Source organism: Citrobacter sp. Cpo032 (assembly GCF_030332975.1).
GTDB lineage: Bacteria > Pseudomonadota > Gammaproteobacteria > Enterobacterales > Enterobacteriaceae > Citrobacter > Citrobacter portucalensis.
On the sequence record NZ_JAOWGU010000046.1, the window covers coordinates 97,013 to 120,764 of the forward strand.

General features: G+C 53.4%; 26 protein-coding genes. 8 read left to right on the plus strand and 18 right to left on the minus strand.

The window, feature by feature from the left end; translation table 11 throughout:
• Positions 1 to 2 precede the first annotated feature (2 nt).
• The 4 genes from nrdE to OGY33_RS15785 all read right to left on the minus strand — a co-directional run bounded on the left by nrdE (position 3) and on the right by OGY33_RS15785 (position 3,485).
• The gene (nrdE, locus tag OGY33_RS15770; RefSeq protein ID WP_191238190.1) at positions 3 to 2,147 is read right to left on the minus strand and encodes a class 1b ribonucleoside-diphosphate reductase subunit alpha; all 2,145 of its coding nucleotides are present in this window, start codon (positions 2,145 to 2,147) and stop codon (positions 3 to 5) included.
• Positions 2,120 to 2,530 (minus strand): class Ib ribonucleoside-diphosphate reductase assembly flavoprotein NrdI, encoded by a 411-nt coding sequence (gene nrdI / locus OGY33_RS15775; RefSeq protein ID WP_191238191.1) that lies wholly within the window; start codon positions 2,528 to 2,530, stop codon positions 2,120 to 2,122. Before nrdI ends, nrdE begins: the two co-directional genes overlap by 28 nt.
• Positions 2,527 to 2,772: a glutaredoxin-like protein NrdH gene (gene nrdH, locus OGY33_RS15780; RefSeq protein WP_191238192.1), complete on the minus strand. Its 246-nt coding sequence runs from the start codon at positions 2,770 to 2,772 to the stop codon at positions 2,527 to 2,529. Before nrdH ends, nrdI begins: the two co-directional genes overlap by 4 nt.
• Positions 2,773 to 3,053: 281 nt before the next feature.
• A complete protein-coding gene (locus OGY33_RS15785; RefSeq protein WP_149608172.1) occupies positions 3,054 to 3,485 on the minus strand; it encodes a carboxymuconolactone decarboxylase family protein in 432 nt (143 codons plus the stop codon).
• A 90-nt stretch (positions 3,486 to 3,575) separates the two neighbouring features.
• Between OGY33_RS15785 and pdxR the strand changes: the two genes are divergently transcribed.
• On the plus strand, positions 3,576 to 4,910 hold the full coding sequence (pdxR, locus tag OGY33_RS15790) for a MocR-like pyridoxine biosynthesis transcription factor PdxR (RefSeq protein ID WP_048215702.1): 1,335 nt from the start codon (positions 3,576 to 3,578) through the stop codon (positions 4,908 to 4,910).
• Positions 4,911 to 5,033: 123 nt separating this feature from the next.
• On the plus strand, positions 5,034 to 5,384 hold the full coding sequence (locus tag OGY33_RS15795) for a DUF2002 family protein (protein WP_003037262.1): 351 nt from the start codon (positions 5,034 to 5,036) through the stop codon (positions 5,382 to 5,384).
• A 36-nt stretch (positions 5,385 to 5,420) separates the two neighbouring features.
• On the opposite strand, the gene alaE is transcribed toward OGY33_RS15795, so the two are convergent.
• Positions 5,421 to 5,870: an L-alanine exporter AlaE gene (gene alaE, locus OGY33_RS15800; protein ID WP_003037259.1), complete on the minus strand. Its 450-nt coding sequence runs from the start codon at positions 5,868 to 5,870 to the stop codon at positions 5,421 to 5,423.
• A gap of 557 nt (positions 5,871 to 6,427) precedes the next feature.
• Here alaE and stpA point away from each other — a divergent pair.
• Positions 6,428 to 6,829: a DNA-binding protein StpA gene (stpA, locus tag OGY33_RS15805; RefSeq protein ID WP_191238193.1), complete on the plus strand. Its 402-nt coding sequence runs from the start codon at positions 6,428 to 6,430 to the stop codon at positions 6,827 to 6,829.
• 36 nt (positions 6,830 to 6,865) lie between these two features.
• On the opposite strand, the gene OGY33_RS15810 is transcribed toward stpA, so the two are convergent.
• The 3 genes from OGY33_RS15810 to OGY33_RS15820 all read right to left on the minus strand — a co-directional run bounded on the left by OGY33_RS15810 (position 6,866) and on the right by OGY33_RS15820 (position 7,972).
• Positions 6,866 to 7,045 (minus strand): GDFGVC terminal motif YodC-like protein, encoded by a 180-nt coding sequence (locus OGY33_RS15810; RefSeq protein WP_003825999.1) that lies wholly within the window; start codon positions 7,043 to 7,045, stop codon positions 6,866 to 6,868.
• Between the two features lie 90 nt (positions 7,046 to 7,135).
• Entirely contained in the window at positions 7,136 to 7,663 is a 528-nt protein-coding gene (locus OGY33_RS15815; RefSeq protein WP_191238194.1) for a rhodanese family protein, read from the minus strand.
• 9 nt (positions 7,664 to 7,672) lie between these two features.
• On the minus strand, positions 7,673 to 7,972 hold the full coding sequence (locus OGY33_RS15820; RefSeq protein ID WP_003037247.1) for an ArsR/SmtB family transcription factor: 300 nt from the start codon (positions 7,970 to 7,972) through the stop codon (positions 7,673 to 7,675).
• A gap of 183 nt (positions 7,973 to 8,155) precedes the next feature.
• On the opposite strand from OGY33_RS15820, the gene OGY33_RS15825 reads away from it, so the two are divergent.
• Both OGY33_RS15825 and lysM read left to right on the plus strand, forming a co-directional pair.
• Positions 8,156 to 8,314 (plus strand): YqaE/Pmp3 family membrane protein, encoded by a 159-nt coding sequence (locus OGY33_RS15825; protein WP_003037242.1) that lies wholly within the window; start codon positions 8,156 to 8,158, stop codon positions 8,312 to 8,314.
• 95 nt (positions 8,315 to 8,409) lie between these two features.
• Positions 8,410 to 8,859, plus strand: a complete 450-nt coding sequence (gene lysM / locus OGY33_RS15830) for a peptidoglycan-binding protein LysM (protein ID WP_048215704.1) — start codon at positions 8,410 to 8,412, stop codon at positions 8,857 to 8,859.
• 12 nt (positions 8,860 to 8,871) lie between these two features.
• Here the strand turns inward: lysM and csiR are convergent, their stop codons facing one another.
• The 7 genes from csiR to OGY33_RS15865 form a co-directional block, all read right to left on the minus strand.
• Complete coding sequence (gene csiR, locus OGY33_RS15835) at positions 8,872 to 9,558, minus strand: DNA-binding transcriptional regulator CsiR (protein WP_048225222.1); 687 nt, start codon at positions 9,556 to 9,558, stop codon at positions 8,872 to 8,874.
• Positions 9,559 to 9,603: 45 nt separating this feature from the next.
• On the minus strand, positions 9,604 to 11,004 hold the full coding sequence (gabP, locus tag OGY33_RS15840) for a GABA permease (RefSeq protein WP_032944690.1): 1,401 nt from the start codon (positions 11,002 to 11,004) through the stop codon (positions 9,604 to 9,606).
• Positions 11,005 to 11,151: 147 nt separating this feature from the next.
• Positions 11,152 to 12,435, minus strand: coding sequence for a 4-aminobutyrate--2-oxoglutarate transaminase (gene gabT / locus OGY33_RS15845; protein WP_008785600.1), 1,284 nt, complete (start codon positions 12,433 to 12,435; stop codon positions 11,152 to 11,154).
• Between the two features lie 25 nt (positions 12,436 to 12,460).
• Positions 12,461 to 13,909 (minus strand): NADP-dependent succinate-semialdehyde dehydrogenase, encoded by a 1,449-nt coding sequence (gabD, locus tag OGY33_RS15850; protein ID WP_032944689.1) that lies wholly within the window; start codon positions 13,907 to 13,909, stop codon positions 12,461 to 12,463.
• Positions 13,910 to 13,932: 23 nt separating this feature from the next.
• Positions 13,933 to 15,201 carry an L-2-hydroxyglutarate dehydrogenase gene (lhgD, locus tag OGY33_RS15855; RefSeq protein WP_191238195.1) on the minus strand — a complete coding sequence of 423 codons (1,269 nt, stop codon included), beginning with the start codon at positions 15,199 to 15,201 and terminating at the stop codon, positions 13,933 to 13,935.
• Between the two features lie 17 nt (positions 15,202 to 15,218).
• Positions 15,219 to 16,196 (minus strand): glutarate dioxygenase GlaH, encoded by a 978-nt coding sequence (gene glaH, locus OGY33_RS15860; protein ID WP_103014804.1) that lies wholly within the window; start codon positions 16,194 to 16,196, stop codon positions 15,219 to 15,221.
• A 248-nt stretch (positions 16,197 to 16,444) separates the two neighbouring features.
• Complete coding sequence (locus tag OGY33_RS15865; RefSeq protein WP_191238196.1) at positions 16,445 to 17,047, minus strand: short chain dehydrogenase; 603 nt, start codon at positions 17,045 to 17,047, stop codon at positions 16,445 to 16,447.
• Between the two features lie 98 nt (positions 17,048 to 17,145).
• Here OGY33_RS15865 and OGY33_RS15870 point away from each other — a divergent pair, with 98 nt between their 5' ends.
• On the plus strand, positions 17,146 to 18,042 hold the full coding sequence (locus OGY33_RS15870) for a LysR substrate-binding domain-containing protein (RefSeq protein WP_032944682.1): 897 nt from the start codon (positions 17,146 to 17,148) through the stop codon (positions 18,040 to 18,042).
• 91 nt (positions 18,043 to 18,133) lie between these two features.
• On the opposite strand, the gene OGY33_RS15875 is transcribed toward OGY33_RS15870, so the two are convergent.
• Genes OGY33_RS15875 through OGY33_RS15885 form a run of 3 tightly spaced genes read right to left on the minus strand, consistent with a single transcriptional unit; the run spans position 18,134 to position 21,085 of the window.
• Positions 18,134 to 19,648, minus strand: coding sequence for a tripartite tricarboxylate transporter permease (locus tag OGY33_RS15875; RefSeq protein WP_003826025.1), 1,515 nt, complete (start codon positions 19,646 to 19,648; stop codon positions 18,134 to 18,136).
• Between the two features lie 10 nt (positions 19,649 to 19,658).
• Positions 19,659 to 20,093 carry a tripartite tricarboxylate transporter TctB family protein gene (locus OGY33_RS15880; RefSeq protein ID WP_191238197.1) on the minus strand — a complete coding sequence of 145 codons (435 nt, stop codon included), beginning with the start codon at positions 20,091 to 20,093 and terminating at the stop codon, positions 19,659 to 19,661.
• Between the two features lie 14 nt (positions 20,094 to 20,107).
• Entirely contained in the window at positions 20,108 to 21,085 is a 978-nt protein-coding gene (locus tag OGY33_RS15885; RefSeq protein WP_048225211.1) for a Bug family tripartite tricarboxylate transporter substrate binding protein, read from the minus strand.
• A 153-nt stretch (positions 21,086 to 21,238) separates the two neighbouring features.
• Between OGY33_RS15885 and tctD the strand changes: the two genes are divergently transcribed.
• Together tctD and OGY33_RS15895 are read left to right on the plus strand one after the other, a co-directional pair.
• Positions 21,239 to 21,913 carry a transcriptional regulator TctD gene (gene tctD, locus OGY33_RS15890; protein ID WP_003826032.1) on the plus strand — a complete coding sequence of 225 codons (675 nt, stop codon included), beginning with the start codon at positions 21,239 to 21,241 and terminating at the stop codon, positions 21,911 to 21,913.
• Complete coding sequence (locus tag OGY33_RS15895; RefSeq protein ID WP_167820592.1) at positions 21,900 to 23,312, plus strand: sensor histidine kinase; 1,413 nt, start codon at positions 21,900 to 21,902, stop codon at positions 23,310 to 23,312. The genes tctD and OGY33_RS15895 overlap by 14 nt, the downstream gene beginning before the upstream one ends.
• Positions 23,313 to 23,752 lie beyond the last annotated feature (440 nt).

The window sequence follows — 23,752 nt, forward strand, 5'->3', positions numbered from 1 at the left end:
CCTTACAGCGCGCATGACACGCAGCCTTCGATTTCGGTGCCTTCCAGCGCCAGCTGGCGTAGTCGGATGTAGTACAGGGATTTGATGCCCTTACGCCAGGCGTAAATCTGCGCTTTATTGATATCGCGCGTGGTGGCGGTATCGGGGAAAAAGAGCGTCAGTGAAAGCCCCTGATCGACATGGCGCGTTGCTTCTGCGTAGGTATCAATGATTTTTTGTGGACCAATCTCGTAGGCATCCTGATACAAGGCCAGATTCTCATTGGTCATAAATGGGGCAGGGTAGTAAACGCGCCCGGTTTTGCCCTCTTTGCGAATCTCCACTTTCGACACGATCGGGTGAATGCTTGACGTGGCATGATTGATGTAGGAGATAGAACCGGTGGGGGGAACCGCCTGTAAATTCTGGTTATAAATGCCGTAGTGCATCACATCTTCACGCAGCTGTGACCACATCTCGCGCGTCGGCAGCGTAATGCCGCTGGCGGCAAACAGGACGCGAACCTTGTCGGTTTTTGGCTGCCAGTCGCCCTGCAGATACTGCTTAAAATACTCACCGCTGGCGTAGCGCGACTGTTTGAATCCGGCAAAGGTTTGGCCGCGCTCGCGGGCGATCTTCATTGACGTATTCAGCGCATGCCAGGTGATGGTGTAAAAGTAGATATTGGTGAAATCCAGCCCTTCCGGCGAACCGTAGGCGATCCCTTCCCGCGCCAGATACCCGTGCAGATTCATCTGCCCAAGACCAATTGCGTGCGATGCGTTGTTCCCGGCCTCAATCGAGGGCACGCTGCGGATATGGCTCATGTCCGAAACGGCGGTTAAGCCACGAACCGCCGTTTCCACGGTACGACCAAAGTCGGGTGAATCCATAGTATGGGCAATGTTCAACGAGCCGAGATTGCAGGAAATATCGTGCCCGGTCTGCGCGTAATTGAGATTTTCATCGTAGGTGGAGGCACTGTTAACCTGCAAAATCTCCGAGCACAGGTTGCTCATATTGATCCGACCGGCAATTGGATTGGCGCGATTCACCGTATCTTCAAACATGATGTAAGGATAGCCAGATTCAAACTGGATCTCGGCCAGCCGCTGGAAGAAATCGCGGGCGTTAATGTATTTTTTACGCACACGTTCGTCGGCAAGCAGTTCGTCATAGCGTTCACTGACGGCGATATCGCCGAACGCTTTGCCGTAAATGCGTTCCACGTCATAGGGTGAGAACAGCGCCATGTCGGCATTCTCTTTGGCCAGCTTAAAGGTGATATCCGGGATCACCACGCCAAGCGACAGGGTTTTGATACGGATTTTCTCGTCGGCGTTTTCACGTTTGGTATCCAGAAAACGTAAAATATCCGGATGGTGTGCGTGCAGGTACACTGCGCCCGCACCCTGACGCGCGCCGAGTTGATTGGCATAAGAAAACGCATCTTCCAGCATTTTCATGACCGGGATTACGCCGGAGGACTGATTCTCAATGCGTTTAATCGGCGCACCTGCTTCGCGCAGGTTAGAGAGCAAAAACGCCACGCCGCCACCGCGCTTGGAAAGTTGCAGCGCAGAGTTGACGGCCCGACCAATAGACTCCATGTTGTCTTCAATGCGTAACAGGAAGCAGGAGACCAGCTCACCGCGTTGCTGTTTGCCGCAGTTTAAAAAGGTTGGTGTGGCGGGCTGAAAGCGCCCGGAGAGCATTTCATCGGTCAGCTGCATCGCGAGCGTTTCATCTCCCTGCGCCAGCGTGAGCGCCACCATCGTGACCCGATCCTCAAAGTCTTCGAGATAGCGCTTACCGTCGAACGTTTTCAGCGTATAGCTGGTGTAGAACTTCCATGCGCCGAGGAACGTCTGGAAACGGAATCCGCTGGCGTGGGCGTGGGTGAATAGCTTCAGCACGAACGCGCGATTGTAGCGGGCTAACACGCTGGCATCGTAATAGCCTTCATCCACCAACGTTTCCAGGCGCTCCTGCTGGCTGGCAAACGCCACCGAGTTTGGGCGGACGTGGGCGGCAAAGAAAGCCTCCACCGCCTGATGGTCTTTGTCGAACTGAATGCGCCCGGCTTTATCGTACAGATTTAGCATGGCGTTCAGGGCGTGATAATCCAGCGTTGGCTGCATTACACGTTCTGCGGTTGTCGTTGCCAAAATTCGCTCACTCCTTTTCGAACGTTGTCGATATCGCCTTGGGTGCCCATCAGCTCAAAGCGATAGAGCCACGGCACGCCGCATTTTTGTGAGATGACATCACCCGCGCGACCGTAGGCGTCACCGAAATTACGATTGCCGGAGGCGATCACCCCACGGATTAACGCCCGGTTGTGCGTATCGTTTAAAAAGCGGATCACCTGTCTTGGGACCGCGCCAGCAGTGCCGCCACCGCCGTAGGATGGCACGATTAATATGTAAGGTTCGTCTACCCGGATCCGCTCGCGTTCGTTAAGCGGAATGCGGATGGCTGGCAGCCTCAGACGCTGCATAAAGCGGTGCGTATTTTCGGAGCTGCTGGAGAAGTAGACGAGCTGACTCATGCGCTGGCCACACGGTGTTCCGGATGCAGACGGTTGATCATGTCCGGGCGAAACCCTGACCAACTGGTTTCACCCGCGACCACGACCGGTAGCTGGCGAAACCCTTGATTGCGCAGGCTATCAGCCAAATCGGGTTGTAAATCGACGTTTACCATCTCAAAGTCAAAACCACGGCTTTCCATTGCCCGTTTGGTGGCGTGGCACTGAACACAGTTATTGCGAGTGTAAATAATAATACTCATGATTCGTATTTCCATTTAAAAATAAAGGATCGGCGCTATAGAGGGCGTCGGGTTGTGTGTGTCCTGATAGGAAAGATACTAGATGTAGTTTTAAAAAGATTCAACCATACAAGATATGGGAATTTTAGATTGATGATGAGCGGGGTGATGAGCGTGGCGGGGGAAGGCTAACGGGTGGTTATAAATTGCCCGATGGCGCTAAGCTTATCGGGCCTACGGGCAACAGGAGAGCACAACGTAGGCCGGATAAGGCATTTATGCCGCCATCCGGCAGCGCAAAATCACATGCGCATCCCCACCGCCAGACGGTTAAAGCAGTTCATCAGGCTAATGGCAAATGTCAGGTCGCTAATTTCTTTCGCGCTGAAATGGTCTAGCAGCGGCAGATAAACGTCATCTTCGGCGTGAGTAGTGGCAATCTGGGTGACCGATTCGGCCCACGCCAGCGCCGCACGTTCCCGTTCGCTGAAGTGGTGACTCACCCGCCAGCCTGCCAGTGCGTCCAGTTTGGCCTGCGCAACACCGGATTTGCGCAGTGCTTTACTGTGCATTTCCAGACAAAAGGCGCAGCCGTTGATTTGCGAGACCCGCAGGTAAATCAGCTCCGTCAACGTAGGTTCCAGCGCGCAGTTTTCCAGCGCTTGGCTTGCCTGAACCAGAGCGTTATAGATTTCAGGACTGAGTTCGTAATAGGGCTGGCGTAACATTGTCATGGTATTTCTCCTCGTTTGGATGACCCGCAATGTAGCACTATAATGGACTGCAACAGAGAGCCATATTGTTGCCAAAAAAGCAGACCATAAATGCCACGTTATCAGCAAATCGCCCGTCAGTTAAAAAACGCAATTGAGAAAGGCGAACTCAAGCCTGGTACCAGATTGCCCTCCAGCCGGACCTGGGCCCAGGAGCTGGGAGTATCACGCTCGACGGTGGAAAATGCCTATGCCGAGCTGGTGGCGCAGGGCTGGCTCGCGCGGCGTGGACAGGCAGGGACGTTTGTCAGTGAGCAACTGCGACCAGAAAGGGCGCCTGCATCGCCTGCCATCTTCGCCGGAGAAAATCCCAGACCGCAACCTTTTCAGATGGGATTACCCGCACTCGATCTTTTTCCGCGTGAAGTCTGGGCACGGGTGATGGGACGGCGTTTACGCACCCAAACGCGTTTTGATCTGGCGGTGGGCGATGTATGTGGCGAACGGGTGTTACGCCAGGCAATTGTTGATTATCTGCGCGTTTCACGCAGCATTGAATGCCAGCCAGAGCAGATTTTTATCACTTCAGGCTATGCGGCATCAATGACGTTAATCCTGCGCGCTCTGGCGCATCCCGGTGAGGGAATGTGGGTCGAAGATCCCGGTTTTCCGCTGATCCGGCCCGTGGTGGCTCAGGAACGCATTGAGTTGATGCCGGTAGTGGTGGATGCCGATGGTCTGGATGTCAGCGCCGGGATCCGCGACTACCCGCAGGCGCGTTTTGTACTGCTCACTCCCGCTCATCAAAGCCCTCTGGGGGTAGCACTGTCTTTGGACCGTCGCCACCAGTTGCTGGAGTGGGCGACTCGTGCGCAGGCGTGGGTAATCGAAGATGACTATGACAGTGAATTTCGTTACCACGGTAAGCCGTTGCCGCCGCTAAAAAGTCTGGATGCGCCTCAGCGGGTGATTTATGCCGGAACGTTCAGCAAATCGATGTTTCCGGCTTTGCGTACGGCATGGCTGGTGGTGCCTCTGACCCAGGTTGAACGCTTTCGCCAACAAGCGGCGCTAACGGCCTGTAGCGTCCCGGTTCTATGGCAGCAAACGCTGGCGGATTTCATGCGAGACGGCCACTTCTGGCGACACTTAAAACGTATGCGACAGCATTATGCCGAACGACGACAATGGATGGAAAACGCCCTGACCGAACAAGGATTTAGCGTCATTCCTCAGGAAGGTGGGATTCAACTGGTGATGAGTGTAGACGGAGATGATACTGCGCTGGTGCGCAAAGCGAATCAGGCCGGGTTAGCGGTTCAGGCGCTAAGCCGCTGGCGAATAACGTCAGAAGGAAAGGGGGGAATATTGCTGTCATTTACTAATATCAGCTCGGCGGAAATGGCGCAACAGGCGGCCTACCAACTGAGGTTGGCGCTGACATAAATCTGTACGTTACTTAAGATATTCGTCTCATCGTGTTCACTCGTTTATGGACTTTTCTGAAAGCGTTGCTAATGCTGAATCAGGTAAGGTAAGCCCGCAGTAAAAGATAACGAGGAAAATAATATGTATTTACGACCTGATGAGGTGGCGCGCGTACTTGAAAAAGTGGGCTTTACCGTTGATGTAGTGACGCAGAAAACGTACGGCTATCGGCGTGGCGAAAATTATGTGTATGTTAATCGTGAAGCTCGCATGGGGCGTACCGCATTAATTATCCATCCCACGTTGAAAGAGCGTAGCTCTTCGCTGGCGGAACCGGCAACGGATATTAAAACTTGCGATCATTACCAGCAATTCCCGCTGTATTTAGCAGGAGAGACTCATGAGCATTATGGTATTCCGCACGGCTTTAGCTCGCGTATTGCGCTTGAACGTTATCTGAGCGGGCTGTTTGGCGACGTTAATTCTAACTAATAACGCGACTGGCAGTGCCAGTCGCGAAGAAGCGTGTCAGGCTTTAGCCTGATGATAGCTGCTGACCTTAAACAAGCGGCGGCAATAATCAAGAAAGTAGCCATAGACAGCGCCCATCAGCATTGACACCACGATGTTCGAACTTACTGCAGCCGTAATCTGATGCCAGTCTGCGCCAACCGTCAGTAGAATAATCACATACACCGGCGACTGGAAGGTGACATAAGCCAGCACATCCGCCAGATTTTTTGCCCATCCTGCCTGCGTGGCTTTACGGGCCGCGCGCATGAACAAATCACGATACATGCCGTATGGCCACGCGATCAGTATGTTGACAGGGATAGCGACTAATCTGGAATACAGCGACTGTTCGAAGCTCATTCCAGAAAGGAATATTTCGATCAACATGTTCACGACAGAACAATAAACAACCATCGCGAACGTGTCTGCTACTGCATGACGCAAGCGTGACTGCGGAGAGAACATGTTAATGCTCCTTGTAAAAAGGGGAAAAAAGGTTTTGAATACCTTAACTGCTAGTGATTTGTCTTGCTGCTTTCGCGTTTTAATAGGATATCTGCCTGGATAATAACTGGCAACTAGCTGAAAATTTTTATTTATTGTCTTTTTGTCGATAAAATGCTCTGTAATGGTTTGTTTTTTGTTCGTTTTGGTGTTTTCGTTGCTGTGTTAATTAAAGTCTTTTTAGATCAAAGAGTTATTGTTGCTTGTTTTTCTGAATTTTTTGCGCTCCTTTTCTGAATGTTGACTGATGTGCAATATGTATACTCGTTGGTTCCATGAGATGCCGTGGCTTGTTTCTTAAGTGACGCGCTGAGATACCTTGCAGGTATATTCAAAGCTGCAATCAGGGTAATAGAATATATTGTCTGGGCGATAGCAGAATGGATGCTATAAATATCAGAGTTGGCTATTTGTTTAATGATAAACGAATAAATTAGACTGGAAATATAATAATTGGTTGCATACAATATTTAGCGTAATACCGTTTTTATGTTTTACGTTAAAGAGGTTTTGTTAATATGAGTTCAATGTTAAAAAACTTAAATAATATCCGCTCGCTGCGTGCAATGGCTCGTGAATTTTCCGTTGATGTACTGGAAGATATGCTTGAAAAATTCAGGGTAGTGACCAAAGAACGGCGCGATGAAGAAGAACAGCTACAGCGCCAACGTGCAGAACAGCAGGCAAAAATTAATGCCTTGCTGGCGCAGATGCAGGCAGACGGGATCAGCCCCGAGGAGCTGCTGAGCATAACACCTGCGACGACACGTTCAGTTAAAAAACGCCAACCGCGCCCGGCGAAATATCGTTTTATCGATCTCAATGGTGAAACGAAAACATGGACCGGACAAGGTCGCACACCGAAGCCAATTGCCCTGGCGCTGGCTGCCGGTAAATCTCTTGATGACTTTTTGATCTAATTGCGAAGGCGGTGAGGAGATCCTCACCGCTTATTTTCAGCAAACGCCGAAATCACCCTCTTCGGTATATCGCGTGACATCAGCTGCTTTCAGCGTGAATTTATCACCGCTTTCATTACTGGCTTGTACCGCCACAATTTGATCGTCATTGACTTCAACAACCTTCAGTTTTGGACCGCCCATACGCGGTTGAACCAGATCGCCAGGTTTAAACATATTGTTGCGCTCCTTTATTTATCATTTATCGCAGAACTCACCATAGATCACGTCAACCGGCGGGTACAGTGCTGTTTCAATGATTACCGCTTAATGAGTACGTCGGTTCCAGGGCATGATGTCCAGTAATCGCGCCATACCGCAAAAGCCAGTTACACCAGCGAGTATCAGCCCGGCGCCCACAAAACCGCTCAGCAGGAAGAAGGCGCTACTAACGCTATAGCCCAGAATAACGCCGAGTAGGGCAAGGCTGCCTGCGGCTATCTGCACCTGACGCATCAGCGGTAACGGTTGTGAACTGTCTTTCGCCACCGGCAACCCTGCGGCTTTCCAGCCGTCAATTCCACCTTCCAGCAACCAGACCTGCGCGGGTGCGGCGATGGCGCTTAGTTTTGTTGCTGCATTTTGTGTACGTTTGCCTGACTGGCAGTGAAAAATCACCTGCTCGGCGCGTAAATTCGCAGGCAGCGATCCCTGCTCAAGCGCGGGTAATGGCGCCAGATGTGCCTCAGGAATATGCTCGTGCAGATACTCGTCAGCATCGCGGATATCAATCAGTTTTGCACCCTGCGCGACCAGTATCTGCGCCTCGTGTGGGGAAATCGTCCCAATAGTCATGATGGCTCCTTATGGGCAATACAGTGTTTTTAATGTGGCGATCAGCGAATTCACGGCCGCATTTTTAATGGAGTAGAGGATGCGCTGGGCATCGCGCTGGCTTTCTATCAGACCTTCTTCACGCATACGCGCCAGATGCTGGGAAGTGGCGGAAGGACTAAGGCCGGTAACACGGGCTAACTCACCCGCGCTGGTACCGGGTGAACCACAGAGCATGCACAAAATCAGCAACCGTTTCGGGTTACTCATCGCTTTTAGCAGGGCGGCAGCCTGTTCAGCGCTGGCCTGGAGTTGTTCAAGTTCAGTCATATGTATTTAAGTATTGTCTAAATTAAGTATATTCTAAAATAAACGGCCAACGTACGCCAGCGTAAAGAGCGTAAAGGAGGGTAAAACAGCAGGGCGAGACGGGAGGAGTTAGCTACACTGATTAATCTTAGAGATAAAATCTCTTTTTAAACAATGATTAATTTTTGCTTGTAGGGAGTGTGTATGGGTTTCTGGAGAATCGTTTTTACTATTATTCTGCCCCCGCTTGGCGTGCTGCTGGGGAAGGGATTCGGCTGGGCATTTATCCTCAATATCGTTCTGACGCTGCTGGGCTACATTCCTGGTTTGATCCATGCCTTCTGGATACAGACGCGTAATTAATTCCTTTCTACTACGGCGCTTCGGCGCCGTTTTCTTTGTGTCCCTTTCTCCTCTGCTACACTTTTGGGTGTTGATTGTTAATTACCGAGGTGGATATGGGACTCTTCAATTTCGTAAAAGATGCAGGTGAAAAACTGTGGGATGCGGTCACTGGAAACCATGACACAGCCGATCTGGCAAAAAGAGTGCAGGAACACCTGAACAAAACCGGCATCCCTGATGCGGATAAAGTGGACGTGCAAATTAATGAAGGCAAAGCCACTGTTTCTGGTGATGGATTAAGTCAGGAAGCGAAAGAAAAAATTCTGATCGCGATTGGTAATATCTCTGGTATCGCCAGCGTAGATGATCAGGTTAAAACTTCTGCACCCGCGAGCGAAAGCCAGTTTTATACCGTGAAATCAGGGGATACCCTGAGCGCTATTGCCAAACAGGTTTACGGTAATGCCAACCTGTATAACCAGATATTTGAAGCGAATAAACCAATGCTGAAAAGCCCGGATAAAATCTATCCTGGGCAGGTTTTACGTATTCCGGAACAGTAATATTATTCAGGCTTATTGCGTCAGCAATTTACCGCTCATAGCCTGTTGAATAATCGGAATCGGCGTCAGCAAGTGCTGGCGCATTAATTCGCTGGCGCGCGCGGCATCACGTGCCAGAATCACTTCGGTCAGCGTCTTGTGCTGATCGTGTTTGTCTTCCAGCATTTCAACCGACAGTACCGTTTTACGCAACCAGATAAACCGGTAGCGCGCCGCCAGAGAGAACAGCCGTTCACGCATTTGCAGCAGATATTGTGAACCACAGCCGGCGACAATCGCCGAGTGAAACGCCTGATGGCGCTGATCCCACTCGTCGAGCATCTGTTCGCTGGCATCAATGGCTTCAAGCTTACTGAGCATATGCGCGCGCGCCAGAATTTCAGCTTCCCAGGCGTCGTCGCCGCGTTCAATGGCCAGCGCGACCAGCATGGCTTCCATATTGGCGCGGGCATCGAAAATATCGAGCAACTCCTGCTCTGACATCGGGGCGACACGATACCCTTTCTGATTAACCACCGTCACTAACCGCTCGGCAACTAACTGCGAAAGCGCTTCGCGCAGCGGTCCCACGCCTAGCTCATAGCGTGAGGTTAGCAGACTCATACGCAGTTTTTCATCAGGCTGATACACACCGCGGATGATGTCGTTCTTCAGCCAGCGGTATCCATCAATGGCCGTCGGTTGGGGAATGGCGGTCATGGTCATACTCCTGAAAGGATTTCCCGGCCTGCGCCGGGAACAGGTTTAATGCGTATTTTGCAATGGTGCTTTTTGCCACGATAGCAGTTTTTTCCAGCGTGACATAATGGGCACGGTGCAAATAATTCCTATGGCTAACAACCCGGTAGAGATAACTTCCAGCTGTTGGGCCGGGCGAAACAGCATGACCACCAACACAAAGATAATAAACGCGATGACCAGCCAGGTAAGCCACGGATAGAGCCACATTTTCAGTTTAATTTCACCGCCTCGCGCCAGCAGGATTTTGCGCATCCGCAGTTGAGAAACGGCAATGACCAGATACACCAGCAGCGCGATGGCACCGGAGCTGTCGATCAGGAATTTAAATACCTTGGCCGGGGCGTAATAGTTGACGATGACGGTGAGGAACGCAGCACCTGTCGACAGTAACACCGCCACATAAGGCGTTTTGCTGCGGTTCGTTTTACCCATAAAGGCGGGCGCATCGCCACGGCGGCTCAGGGAGTAGAGCATACGCGATGACGTATACAGCGCGGAGTTAAGACAGCTGGTCACCGACAGTAAAATGACGCAGTCCATGATCAATTTCGCGTGCGGGATATGCAGTAGCTCCAGCACCGAGCGATAAGAACCGACTTCTTTCAGGCCCGGCATGTTCCACGGGATCAGCGCCACCACCACAAAAATAGAGCACAGATAGAAGATAGAGATACGCCAGATAACCGAGTTGGTGGCGCGAACGATATGTTTATCCGGGGTATCGGATTCGGCGGCGGCGATGGTAACTATCTCTGCGCCCATAAAGGAGAACATGGTGATTAACATCGCGCTGATCACGGCGCCAAAACCGTTGGGCATAAAGCCGCCCTGATCCCACAGGCGTGAAACTCCGCTAACCTCGGCATAAGGGTAGAAACCGCTAATCGCCGCCGCACCGAGGGTAATAAACGCCAGAATGGCAACCACTTTGCACAGCGCCAGCCAGAACTCGAACTCACCGTAATTTTTGACGCTCAGCAAATTACTGCCGGTTAACGCCAGCGTGATAACCAGAGAAAACAGCCAGATAGGAATACCCGGTACCCAGGAGTGCAGAATGATGGCGGCGATATTCGCTTCCAGAGGGATAACTAACACCCAGAACCACCAGTACAACCAGCCGATGGTATAACCTGCCCACGGGCCAATGGCCTTATCGGCGTAAGTGGAAAAAGAACCGGTATCCGGGGTGGCAACGGCCATTTCGGCCAGCATGCGCATAATCATCACCACCAGCAATCCGGCGAACAGATAGGCTAATAATACAGCGGGACCGGCTTCTGCAATCGCCACACTTGAACCGACGAACAGACTTGCGCCGATTACCCCGGCAATAGACAGCATGGTGACGTGGCGTGATTTCAGCCCGCCCCCTAAATCATGTGATTGTGACACTTGCCCCATCTTTAAACCTCGTTATTGTTATTGACGTCGCTTCCTGCACCTTACCCGTAGGCCCGGTAAGCGTAGCGCCACCGGGCATCACAACATTGCCGGATGGCAGCGCTTGCGCTTTATCCGGCCTACAATTTCCCGTTTTTATTCGGGGGGTTAACCCTGCTTTGCCTCGGCAAAACACTGGGCGATAATGTCCAGCCCCTGGCGGATTTGCGCATCTTCAATGGTTAGCGGGACAAGAATGCGCAGCACGTTGTAGTAAGGTCCGCAGGAGAGCAGGATCAGTCCTTTCTCGCGTGCACGCGCCACCACTTCCGCAGTCAGTTTGGCGTCTGGTTTCGTGTGGTCGCCGTTTTCGAACAGTTCGATAGCAATCATCGCGCCCAGCCCGCGTACGTCGCCAATCTCGCGATGGGTTTCCGCGATAGCCAGCAGGCCTTCGCGCAGGGTTTGTCCCAGCTCGTTGGCTTTTTGCAGCAGATTTTCCTGTTCAAAAATGTTCAGTACCGCCAGCGCGGCGGCGCAGGCAATTGGGTTACCGGCATAGGTACCGCCCAGACCGCCCGGTGGGATTGCGTCCATGACTTCGGCGCGTCCGGTCACGCCCGCCAGCGGGAAGCCTCCGGCGATGGATTTGGCGAAGGTGGTGAGATCGGGCGCAACGCCCATCTGCTCCATGGCAAACAGCGTACCGGTACGGCCCGCACCGCTCTGTACTTCATCGGCAATCAGCATGATCCCGTGTTCGTCACAAATGGCGCGCAGCCGTTGCATAAAGGAAGGAGAGGCTGCGTAAAAGCCACCTTCGCCCTGAACGGGTTCAATCACGATGGCGGCGACGTCTTCTGGCGCGGCATCGTTTTTGAAAATGCGGTGAATGCTGGCGATAGCATCATCTTCACTGATGCCGTGCAGAGGGCAAGGATAAAGCGCGCGATACACGTGGCCCGGCATCAGCCCCATTCCGGCGGAGTACGGATTGACTTTCCCGGTCAGTGACAGGGTGTAGTGGGTACGACCGTGGTAAGCGCCGCTAAAGGCGATAGTCCCCGTACGCTTGGTGGCGGCGCGGGCGATTTTCACCGCGTTTTCTACCGCTTCAGAACCGGTGGTCACCAGCAGGGTTTTCTTGGCGAAATCACCCGGCACTTTCTTATTCATGATTTCACACAGCTCCAGGTACGGCTCATAGGCCAGCACCTGGAAACAGGTATGGGACAGCTTTTTCAACTGCGCTTCTACCGCAGAGACGATCTGCGGATGCAGGTGACCGGTGTTCAGCACCGCAATACCGCCAGCAAAGTCGAGGAATTCCCGGCCTTCAACGTCCCAGACCCGACAGTTTTCTGCCCGCTCGGCAAAAATAGGGTGGATCTGTCCTACGCCACGGGGAACGGCGTTGCTGCGACGTTGCATAAGTTCTTTGTTGGTGCTCATCAGGTGTTCTCCAGTATTTGTTTTATTAAAGGCCGATGCACATATATTTGATTTCTAAGTAGTCTTCGATGCCGTATTTCGATCCTTCACGGCCAAGACCGGAGGCTTTTATCCCCCCAAACGGGGCGACTTCGTTGGAGATAATGCCGGTGTTAATCCCGACGATGCCGTACTCCAGCGCTTCGCCAACGCGGAAGACGCGACTTAAATCACGGGCATAGAAATAGGCGGCCAGACCAAACTCGGTGTCGTTGGCCTGAGCGATGACGTCAGCTTCGTCTTTAAAACGAAACAGCGGAGCCAGCGGGCCGAAGGTTTCCTCTTTGGCGACCTTCGCGTTATCAGGCACATCTACCAGAATGGTGGGCTGGAAGAAGTTACCGCCGAGCGCATGAGGTTTACCGCCCGCGATAATGCGTGCGCCTTTATCCAGAGCGTCGGCGATGTGTTCCTGCACTTTGGCAACCGCTTTCTCGTCGATCAGCGGTCCGGTGGTGACGTCAGGTTGCAGACCATCGCCGAGATGCAGCTTGCTCACCGCCTGCTGGAGTTTTTCAGCAAAGCGCTCATACACGCCGTCCTGCACGTACAGGCGGTTGGCGCAGACGCAGGTTTGACCAGCGTTACGGAACTTCGATGCCAGCGCGCCTTCCACGGCTTTATCAAGATCGGCATCGTCAAAGACGATAAACGGCGCATTGCCGCCCAGCTCCAGCGATACTTTTTTGATGTCTTTGGCGCATTGCTGCATTAACTGACGGCCGATTTCGGTCGAGCCGGTAAATGACAGCTTGCGTACCAGCGGGTTGCCTGTTAGCTCGTTGCCGACCGCGCTCGCAGAACCAGTCACCACGCTGAAAACGCCAGCCGGGATCCCGGCGCGATTAGCCAGTTCTGCCAGCGCCAGTGCGGAGTAGGGGGTCTGGCTGGCGGGTTTAAGCACCATCGTACAGCCTGCTGCCAGCGCCGGACCGGCTTTACGGGTGATCATCGCTGAGGGGAAGTTCCACGGCGTAATCGCGGCGGTAACGCCGATCGGCTGCTTAATGACGATCAGGCGTTTATCAGCCTGATGGCCAGGGATCGTATCGCCATAGATGCGTTTGCCCTCTTCGGCAAACCACTCAATAAATGAGGCTGCATAGGTGATTTCGCCTTTGGCCTCCGCCAGCGGTTTACCCTGTTCCAGGGTCATCAAGCGGGCGAGATCGTCCTGATGCTCAATCATCAGGTTGAACCAGCGGCGCAGGATATTGGCTCGCTCTTTGGCGGTCAGCGCACGCCAGGCCGGCAGGGCGCGGTTAGCGGCGTTAATCGCTTCGCGGGTTTCATCTGCCCCCATTTTAGGTACGCTACCCAATTGCTGACCGTTGGCGGGATTGGTCACCGCGATGGTCTCGCCGCTGTTGGCGTCACGCCAGTTGCCGTCGATCAGTGCCTGCTGGCGAAATAAGGTTGGATCGTTAAGTTGCATGATTGCTTCCTGTCTTAATCGGTTTAACGGGTAAATGCGGCGTGTAATGTCTCCACGCTACGTGCCGCACGCAGCGTGCGTCCGGGGTTACTCTGGTTCTCCAGCAGCGCATGAACTTTGCTGACAATATGTGCGCCGATAGGGATTGCCGACGTTGCTGCCGGAGAAGGGGCGTTACAGGTGTGAATTGAGCGTGGAGTGGTGACAAACAGAAAATCGTCGATAAGCTTGCCATCAGGTGATACCGCCTGTGCCCGTACGCCCGCAGGCCACGGTTGCAGATCCTTAAGCGTCAGGCTCGGGCAGTACTTTTGTACCAGCCGCAGATAACCGCTTTTGCACAGCGAATTCTTCATTTCGCCAAGCCCTGAGCGCAGGTTGTTTTGCAGCACGCGGCGAATACCAGAAGAGCCGAGGATCTCCAGCGTATCGCTGAGCGAGAAGTCACGTTTACGATAGCCTTCACGTTTAAATGCCAGTACCGCGTTGGGGCCGACGGTGACGCTGCCGTCAATCATCCGGGTCAGATGAACGCCGAGAAACGGCATCGCCGGGTCGGGGATGGGGTAGATCAAATGGTTAACTATCTGATTATGTTCTGGCGCCAGGCGGAAATATTCGCCCCGGAACGGACAGATGATAAAGCCAGGTTCAACGCCGAGCATTTTTACCAGTCGGTCCGCCATCAGGCCAGAACAGCTAATCAGCGTCGCGCCTTCATATTCCTGGCCCTGACGGGTACGGACAATTACGCCCGCGGCATGCTCTTTCAGCGCGCTGACCTCGGCGTTGTAAATAATCTCACCGCCTTTAGCCTGGAAAATCTTCGCCATCGCGGCGGTGACTTCGCGGTAGCTGACAATCCCGCTCGACGGGACAAAAATGCCGCCCAGTCCGGTGATATTAGGTTCACGCTCGCGAAGTTCCTGCGCATTCAGCCATTCGCGCTCCAGACCGTTAGCGGCGGTGCGATCCCAAAGCGCGCGCATGCGCTCCATTTCCAGAGCGGAGGTGGCAACCAGCATTTTTCCGCAGACGTCGTAGCGGATGCCGTTTTGGTCGCAAAAGGCTTTTGTGGCGCGATTTCCGGCCAGGCAAAATTGTGCCTTCAGGCTGCCGGGGGTGTAATAGACCCCGGCATGAATGACGCCGCTGTTGTGGCCCGTCTGGTGGCAGGCCGGGCCGGACTCTTTTTCCAGTAGCGCGATTTTGGCGTCCGGATAGATATCAATCAGCTGCATGGCGGTCGACATGCCGATAATGCCGCCGCCAATAATCACAAAATCATACATCCGCTTTTCCTTCGCGCTTACTGATGGGTCTGGTAGTGGTTGGTCGCGTACGCAAAATAACCACGCTGGCGCATCAGTTCGCGGCGCAAGTCCGGATGCGAAGTGAAACGATCGCGCCCGTGCAGCCAGAACAGGTTGTTGATCAGCAGGAATTTACCTACTGAAACCGGAACGGAAATAATGTTCTTGCTGGTTTCCAGCGCATCGGACAGTTCGCTCAGCCAGACGCCTTCTTCATAGTCTTTTGGCTGGACGAACTGGTCGATGTAGCGCATTACCGGGCGGCCCTGCTGGTCAACGTCAAATACCGGATGGAACACTTCCTGACTGACGTTTTTGCTTGGCGGTGCGGCAAAGCGCATGGCGCGACGTGCCAGAGGATGGGTAAAGTACTGCTCCAGATGCTCCCAGTCGTCGAGGTGCAGCAGCAGCGAGTTACCGCCGGTCATGTTCTGCTCGTCGATCTTCATCATCAGCACGTAATCGGTGATTTCTTCGAGGTAGGTTCCGTCGTTGTGCAATTCCATCACTCGATGAGGCTGGCGCAGATAGCTGTCTGAGTTATCGACGTTTTTCACCACAAAACGTGCGTAATATTGACCGCTCATCGCATCAAAATTAGAGCGTCCGATGAGGTGCGCTACCGCCGTTGCCAGCTTGACCATCTCTTCCGCCTGCGCCACGTCGTCTACGCCAACGGCATTGATTAGCAGTGCGCCTTCGGCACGATCGAGCAGGGTTTTCAGCAGCAGGGGCTGTAACTGATTGCCGCACAGGTCGTCGAGGATCTTGCCCACTTTGAAGCGCAAGAAGGATTTGTATTCCAGAGCCTGAACCGGCCACTGTGCGACGGCCTGCAGAAATTGCTCAGTGGTCTCAGCAGAAAAAGTCAGCTCCAGCAGGCGTGGGGATTGGGCTGACGGTTTCAGCGTGAAACCGCTGTAGTGCTGGGCTGGATCTTCAGCGTTCGGTTTTACGGCAGTCAGTGCGTTCATCAAATCGTTCCTCTCAGTAGATTGTCAGGGAGATATGGCGCAGCTCGTTTCGTAGCCATAAATTAAAAATATCTACATTTTTGAAAAACGCGCACAGAATGAGCTTGTTTGTTTGTTATTTGTGATCAAAAGCAACAATTATTTAACATTATGAAAGGTGTGGGTTAATACGAGGAAAAAGATAAAGTATTTTAAAACAGTGGGTTAATCACGCTGCCGTTGGTGATGTGTCAGCGGCAGCGGCAAAGTCAGTAACCAACTTTATAAATACGCCCGGTTTGGATGCCTTCCACACAGCGGCGGTAGGCGTTGGCGACGGTGGTGGCGGGCACGCTTTCAAAGCCCGGGAAGAAACTGTCGTATGCTTCGGCGGACTCACTCAGCACGGTCGGACTTATCAGGTTAATGCGTTGACCATGGCCCAGTTCACAGGCCGCGGCGCGAACAAATCCTTCCAGCCCGGCATTGATCGTTGCGGCGTTTGTCCCCTGGGCGATGGGCTCGTGGGCGATAATGCCGCTAATTAACGTTATCGATCCGCCATCATTCAGGAAATGCTGCCCGGTTAATGCCAGGCGTATCTGGCCTAATAGCTTATCCTGAAGCCCCTGATTAAAGTCCTGGTCGGTCATTGTCGACAGCGGCCCAAAGAACAGATTACCGGTGGCGGAAACGATCGCATCTACCCGACCGACTTTTTCAAACAAGGCTTCGACACTCTCCTGCGAGGTGATATCGACCTGGTAATCACCCTGAGTGCGACCCACGCGGACCACCTCATGTTTACGGCTCAATGTTTCTGTAACTGCGCGACCCACTGTACCACTGGCACCAATAATGACGATTTTCATAACCACCTCCGCAATAGTGTGAGCCGCTATTCTTTAATGAAAATGAAATCAGATAAACTGGCTAAAAGTTAGATGATTACTAACCAGGGGTTTGTAATATGGATAAACTGCGCGGCATGGAAACGTTTGTCGCCGTGGTAGAGAGTGGGAGCTTTACTTCTGCGGCGACGAGGCTCGAAATGTCTGCGGTGATGGTGGGAAAATATATCACCCAACTGGAAGCGCAGCTCGGCACGCGTTTGCTGGAGCGCAATACGCGCCGCCAGAGTCTGACCGATGCCGGACGCGTCTATTTTGAAGAAGCCCGTCGCGTGCTGGAGCAGGTATCGATAGCCGAACGTTCGGTAGAGCGTCTGCGGCTGGCACCTGCGGGGACGCTGCGCATTAGCGCGCCCACTTCTTTTGGCGCTTGCGTGATCTCGCCGCTGGCCGCTGCGTTTTTACAGACCTGGCCAGAGGTGCGCATTGAACTGGATCTCACCAACCGGATGGTTGATCTGGTGAATGAAGGTGTCGATCTGGCGATCCGCATTGGCGATATCCATCAGACTGACGTGGTGGCGAAATACCTGTGTCCCTACCGTATGGCAATTTGTGCTTCTCCAGATTATCTTGCTCGTCATGGCACCCCCCGGACGCCCGCGGATCTGGTGGATCATCTGTGCCTGTCTCATACCGTGTGGACGGCTCGAAACGAGTGGATACTGCCTGGCGTGACGGGGGAGGTCAGATGGAAGCGCGATGCGATCCTGCGCTGTAACGATGGTCATGGCCTGCGTATGGCGGCAGTAGCGGGGGCTGGGCTGTTATTGCAACCTGAGGTGCTGCTGGCGCAAGAACTGGCTACGGGGAAATTGATTCGGATCCTGGAAGGGTTTACGCCGCAGCCGCGGCCAATTCATTTGCTGTGGCGACAGGATTTGCGTCCGTTGCCTAAGCTGACACGGTTTGTTGAACATGTGCTGGAAGGAACGCAGGGGCTGCGCGGAAAATAAAAATGCCGGATGGCGTTGCACTTATCCGGCCTACAACCGAGCCAAATTGTAGGCCGGATAGGGCGCAATAGCGCCGCCATCCGGCATATTATTAACCGATATCCACCTGCGGTTTGCTGTTGCGTTTACGGATCATGCGCAGCACCGGCGGGACCACGATAACCAGTACCGCCATCACCAGCAGTACTTTCGCCACGCCGCTGGCCCACAGAATATCCATACTGCCGTTACTGATAGACAACGCCCGGCGCAGGTTCTGCTCCAGCATTTCCCCGAGAACGAAGCCCAGAATCAATGGCGACATTGGGAAGTGCATTTTACGCAGGATGTAGCCCAGCACGCCGAGGGCGACCATCAATACCAAATCGAAGGTGGTGCTGTGAACGGCGTACACGCCAACCGCGGAAACTGCCGCGATAGCCGGTACCAAAAACCACAGCGGGATGGTCAGCATGCGGGTAAACAGACCGATCAGCGGAATGTTCATCACCAGCAGCATTACGTTAGCAATTAGCAGCGCCGCAATCAGCCCCCAAACGATATCCGGCTGCTCGGTAAACATGGCTGGCCCCGGGGTGATGTTGTACAGCGTCAGCGCGCCCATCATCACCGCCGTGGTACCGGAGCCCGGCACGCCGAGCGTCAGCATCGGAATAAAAGAGCCGCAGGCCGAGGCGTTATTGGCGGCTTCTGGCGCCGCTACGCCACGAATATCCCCCTTGCCAAAGCTGTCGCTGTTGCCGCTGAGCTTTTTCTCGGTCATGTAGGTGATGGCACTGGCAATGGTGGCGCCAGCGCCAGGCAGAACGCCGACGAAAAAGCCAATCACTGATGAACGCAGGGTGGCCCCTACGCACTGTGCACCTTCTTTGGCGTTGAACAACATGCGGCCCGTTTTACGCACCAGCGTCTGGCCACTGCTGGTATGTTCCAGCATTAACAATATTTCAGAGACAGAGAACAGCCCAATCACCACCACGATAAACTGCACACCGTCGGAGAGATGGACACTGTCAAAAGTAAAGCGATAAACCCCGGTGTTGGCGTCTACGCCGACGGTCGCAAGTCCGAGACCGATAAGCGCTGCCAGAAATGATTTCAGCGGATTTTGCGCCATCATGCTGCCGAGACAGGCAATGGCGAAAACCATTAAGGCAAAGTATTCCGCCGGACCGAAGGCCAGCGACCATTGGGCTAACGCCGGGGCAAACAGAATGATGCCCCCGATGGCGATAAGCGAACCAAAGAAAGAGCTGACCGCCGAGATTGAGAGCGCGACGCCGCCGCGCCCTTGCTGCGCCATCGGGTAGCCATCCAGCGCGGTCATAATTGCTGCCGCATCGCCGGGCACGTTCAGCAGGATGGAGGAGATGCGCCCGCCATATTCACAGCCAATGTAGACTGTAGCCAGCAGGATCAGCGCGGATTCTGCGGGCAGATGCAGCGCAAAGGCCAACGGCAGCAGAATCGCCACGCCGTTGATCGGCCCAAGGCCAGGCAACAAACCCACAATGGTGCCGACAAAACAGCCTATCAAGGCGATGACCAGGTTTTCCGGCGTCATTGCCACCGCGAAACCCTGAGAAAGATAAATCCAGGTATCCATCGTTTCTCCGTTAACCCAGCCAGGTGCCGAGTGGTAAGGTGACGTCAAGCAGTCTGTCAAAGGCATACCACAGCAGAATGCCTAGCACCGCGCCGGAAATTCCTGCAGCCGGGATGGTTGCGCCGAACAGCATGCCAATCACCACGGTGAGAATGGCGGTGGCGATGGGAAAACCGAGCCACTCAAAACCCCAGGCGTACATCAACAGAACAATCACCATCGTCAGCAGCTTTTGCAGCACGTGGCGACGGGGCCAACTGATGGTGTCCGGATGGCGCAACAGCAGCGCCACGGCGCAGACCAGCATCAGACTGATAATGCCAAGCGGGAAGGGACGCGGGCCAACCGGCTCATAGCTGTATTCGCTGCTGATTTGCCAGGCTACGAACAGCCCGGCTATGCAGAGCAACAGCCAGATACCTGCGAAAATACGATCGCTCATCATCTTTGCCTCTGCGTTTACTTCGCCAGACCGAAGGCTTTAGCCTGCTCACGATAATCCGTGACCTGCTTTTTCACGTAGTCGTCGAGCTGTTTGCCGCTCATGTTGAACTCAAACAGACCGCGTAGATCGCGCTGCTTTTTAAACTCATCGGTCTGCTGGAGTTTGTTAAAGGCATCAACCCACCACTGGTATTCGGCATCGCTGACTTTTGGTCCAACGTAGAAGCCACGAATGATCGGCCACACCAGGTCGTAACCCTGCTCTTTGGCGGTTGGCACATTGGCTAACTGGCCCGGCAGGCGTTCTTCAGAGAACACCGCGAGCACGCGTATTTTGTCGCCGCTGAGGTAAGGCACCATCTCACTGAGATCGCCGGAAACCACCTGTACGTGATTTCCCATCAATGCGGTAACCGGTTCGCCACCGCCTTCAAAGGCCACGTAGCGCATCTTGTGCGGATCGACATTGGCTTTTTGCGCCAGCAGCGCCGACTTCATCCAGTCCTGGCTACCGATAGAGGCACCTGCGCCAATGACCACGCTGTTGGGATCTTTTTCCATTGCTGTCAGCAGATCTTTCAGCGTCTTCCATGGCGCGTCCTGACGTACGGCAATCATGCCGTAGTCGGTACCCACACTGGCCAGCCAGCGGACATCATCCACGCCGTAGCGACCAAATTTACCTTGTGACAGATTCAGCAAGGAGCCGCCGGAGAAGGCCACCACGGTGCCCGCTTCTGCCGGGCGTTGGGCAACTATCGCGTTATAGGCCACAGCGCCAACGCCGCCGGGCATGTAGGTTACGCGCATCGGTTTTTCGATAGCGCCGGTTTCCATCAAACTCACCTGAATCAGCTTACAGGTGAGATCGAAACCGCCGCCGGGTTTAGCAGGAGCGATACATTCAGTGCGCGACGGCGCTTGTTCCGCCAGTACAGAGGTACTCATCAATAAAATGCTTGCAGTAAGGGTACGAAATAACTGTTTTTTCATTGTTTATCCTCACACCGGAAAACCGGATTTTCAGGTACGGAAGAAGATTTTTGTGATTATGTGAGCCGATGTGTAGCAGTTCGGTTGCGTGATTGTTAAAACATTAACCTTTCAATTCCCTTTCAATGCGGCAGAAACTTTACAGGATGTGATATGCGTCTCTTATTAGCGGAAGATAACCGTGAGTTAGCTCACTGGCTGGAGAAAGCGCTAGTGCAAAACGGTTTTGCCGTTGACTGCGTGTTTGATGGCCTGGCAGCCGACCATCTTTTACATAGCGAAACGTATGCGCTGGCGGTGCTGGACATCAATATGCCGGGGCTGGATGGCCTGGAAGTCGTTCAGCGGCTGCGCAAGCGCGGGCAGACGCTTCCTGTCCTGCTGCTGACGGCGCGTAGCGCGGTGGCCGATAGGGTGAAAGGGTTGAACGTCGGAGCCGATGATTATCTGGCAAAGCCGTTTGAAATCGAGGAACTGGATGCCCGGCTGCGGGCCTTGCTGCGTCGCAGTGCGGGACAGGTGCAAGGCATACAGCAACTGGGGGAGCTGGCGTTTCACGATGAAGGCTATTTTCTGTTGCAGGGGCAGCCGTTGGCGCTTACGCCACGTGAACAGGCGCTGTTGACGGTGCTGATGTACCGTCGGTTGCGGCCGGTTTCACGTCAGCAGTTGTTTGAGCAGGTCTTCAGCCTGAGTGATGAGGTTAGTCCCGAAAGCATTGAGCTGTATATCCATCGCTTACGTAAAAAGCTACAGGGAAGCGATGTGCGTATTGCTACGCTGCGTGGTCTGGGCTATGTGCTGGAGCGTAGCGATGAAGTGGGTTAAACCCCAATCGTTGTACCTGCAACTGCTGATGTTTCTGGGCCTGCCGCTAATGTTGCTGTGGGGCCTGTCGGCATTTAACAGCTATGTCAGTGCGCTACAGGCGGCGACCCAGGCGTATGACCGGACACTACTCTCATCTGCCAGGACCGTCTCCGAGCGGCTGGTGGTGCGCAATAAACAGCTGGAAGTGAACGTGCCATGGGTGGTGCTGGACAGCTTTGAACTGAATATGAACGACCGACTGTATTACAAAGTGGTTGATCCGGCGGGGAAGGTTATCTCTGGTTATGACGATTTACCGGCGATGCCGCCTGCTACCTCGCGCACGCGTCTTTACCCGGCGCTGGCATGGTTTTATCACACCGAATATCGCGGTGAGGCAATCCGCGTGGCGCGTCTGCTGCAGCCCGTCAACGAAGGCGGCATTGTCGGCATGGCGGAGATTTATGTTGCCGAAACGCTGCAATCGCGGCGTTATCTGGCGCGACAACTGCTGTTTTCCTCGTGGGTTTCGCAAGGGCTGCTGGTACTACTGACTCTGGTGCTGGTTGGCTGGCTGCTGCGCCGGGTGTTACGCCCGATGCGCCAGCTGTCATCGCTGATGGTGCGTCGTGAGCCAGGCCTGCTGACGCCGCTGCCGGAGCTGCTGCCGTGGTCGGAAACCCGTCTGCTGATTGTGGCATTCAACCGTTATCTGGACCGACTTCGCGGTCTCATCTCTCGTCAGGAGCGCTTCAGCGCGGATGCTTCCCATCAGCTCAAAACGCCGTTGGCGGTACTGAAAACTCAGGCATCGGTGGCTCTCGCCAGCGTCGAACCGCGGCAATGGTATGAGAGTTTACAAGCCATGAGTAGCACGCTCGATAATACCATTCAACTGACGGAGAGGCTGTTGCAGCTGTCTGCGGTGAAGCGCAAGGAGCAGGGGGAAAGGCATTTCTCGCCGGTTAATCTGTATGAGGTGGTGCAAACCAGCTGTTTTACCCGACTGGCGCAGTCGCGTAGTAAAGGGATCGATCTGGGCTATGAGGGGGAACAGGACGCGGTGTGGGTCGAGGGAGATGAAGTGCTGCTCGGCGAGCTGTGTGGAAATCTGCTGGATAACGCACTGAAATACACGCCGTCGCAGGGGATGGTGACCGCCCGGCTGCAACGAGAAGGAGAGGCCGTGGTGCTGGTAGTCGAAGATAGCGGGCCGGGCATAGATGAGCAGATGGTTCATCAGGCCCTGCTACCGTTTCATCGTCTTGATAACGTAGGCAATCTCCCAGGCGCCGGGATTGGTCTGGCGCTGGTCAATGATATTGCTCGTCTGCATCGCACGCATCCTCAGCTAACGCGTAGTGAGACATTAGGTGGGCTGAGGGTTCGGGTACGCTTTTTAAGCGTTACCGTATGAGGTATTCATGATGATGATATTTGTTGTTTAATTATAATAAAAAGTAATTAATTGTATTATTAATATCATTTGAAATTTTGTCGTAAGGCAGCTGTTTTTATTTTAATTACGGTATTAAACAGCAACTCTAAGGTGATTCAACGTCACTGAAACAATACTTTTGTGCAATTTATCATACATAAAACACTTTTTCATAGACCATGGGATGTTATCTGTCAATAGCGAAAATGTTGTTAAAGGTTATCTTTTTTGCTGAGGTAGATAAAACTTCTATTGATATCATCTGCATTAAAATCATATAGATACGATTTCACTGGGGAGTATTGTCACAGTAATGAGTATTATTTTTTACATTTACTGACAATGTACCATTGCGTTTTTTAGACTTGTGATATAATTAGCAACATGAAATGAGAAAAAAACAATTAAAGATCAATAAA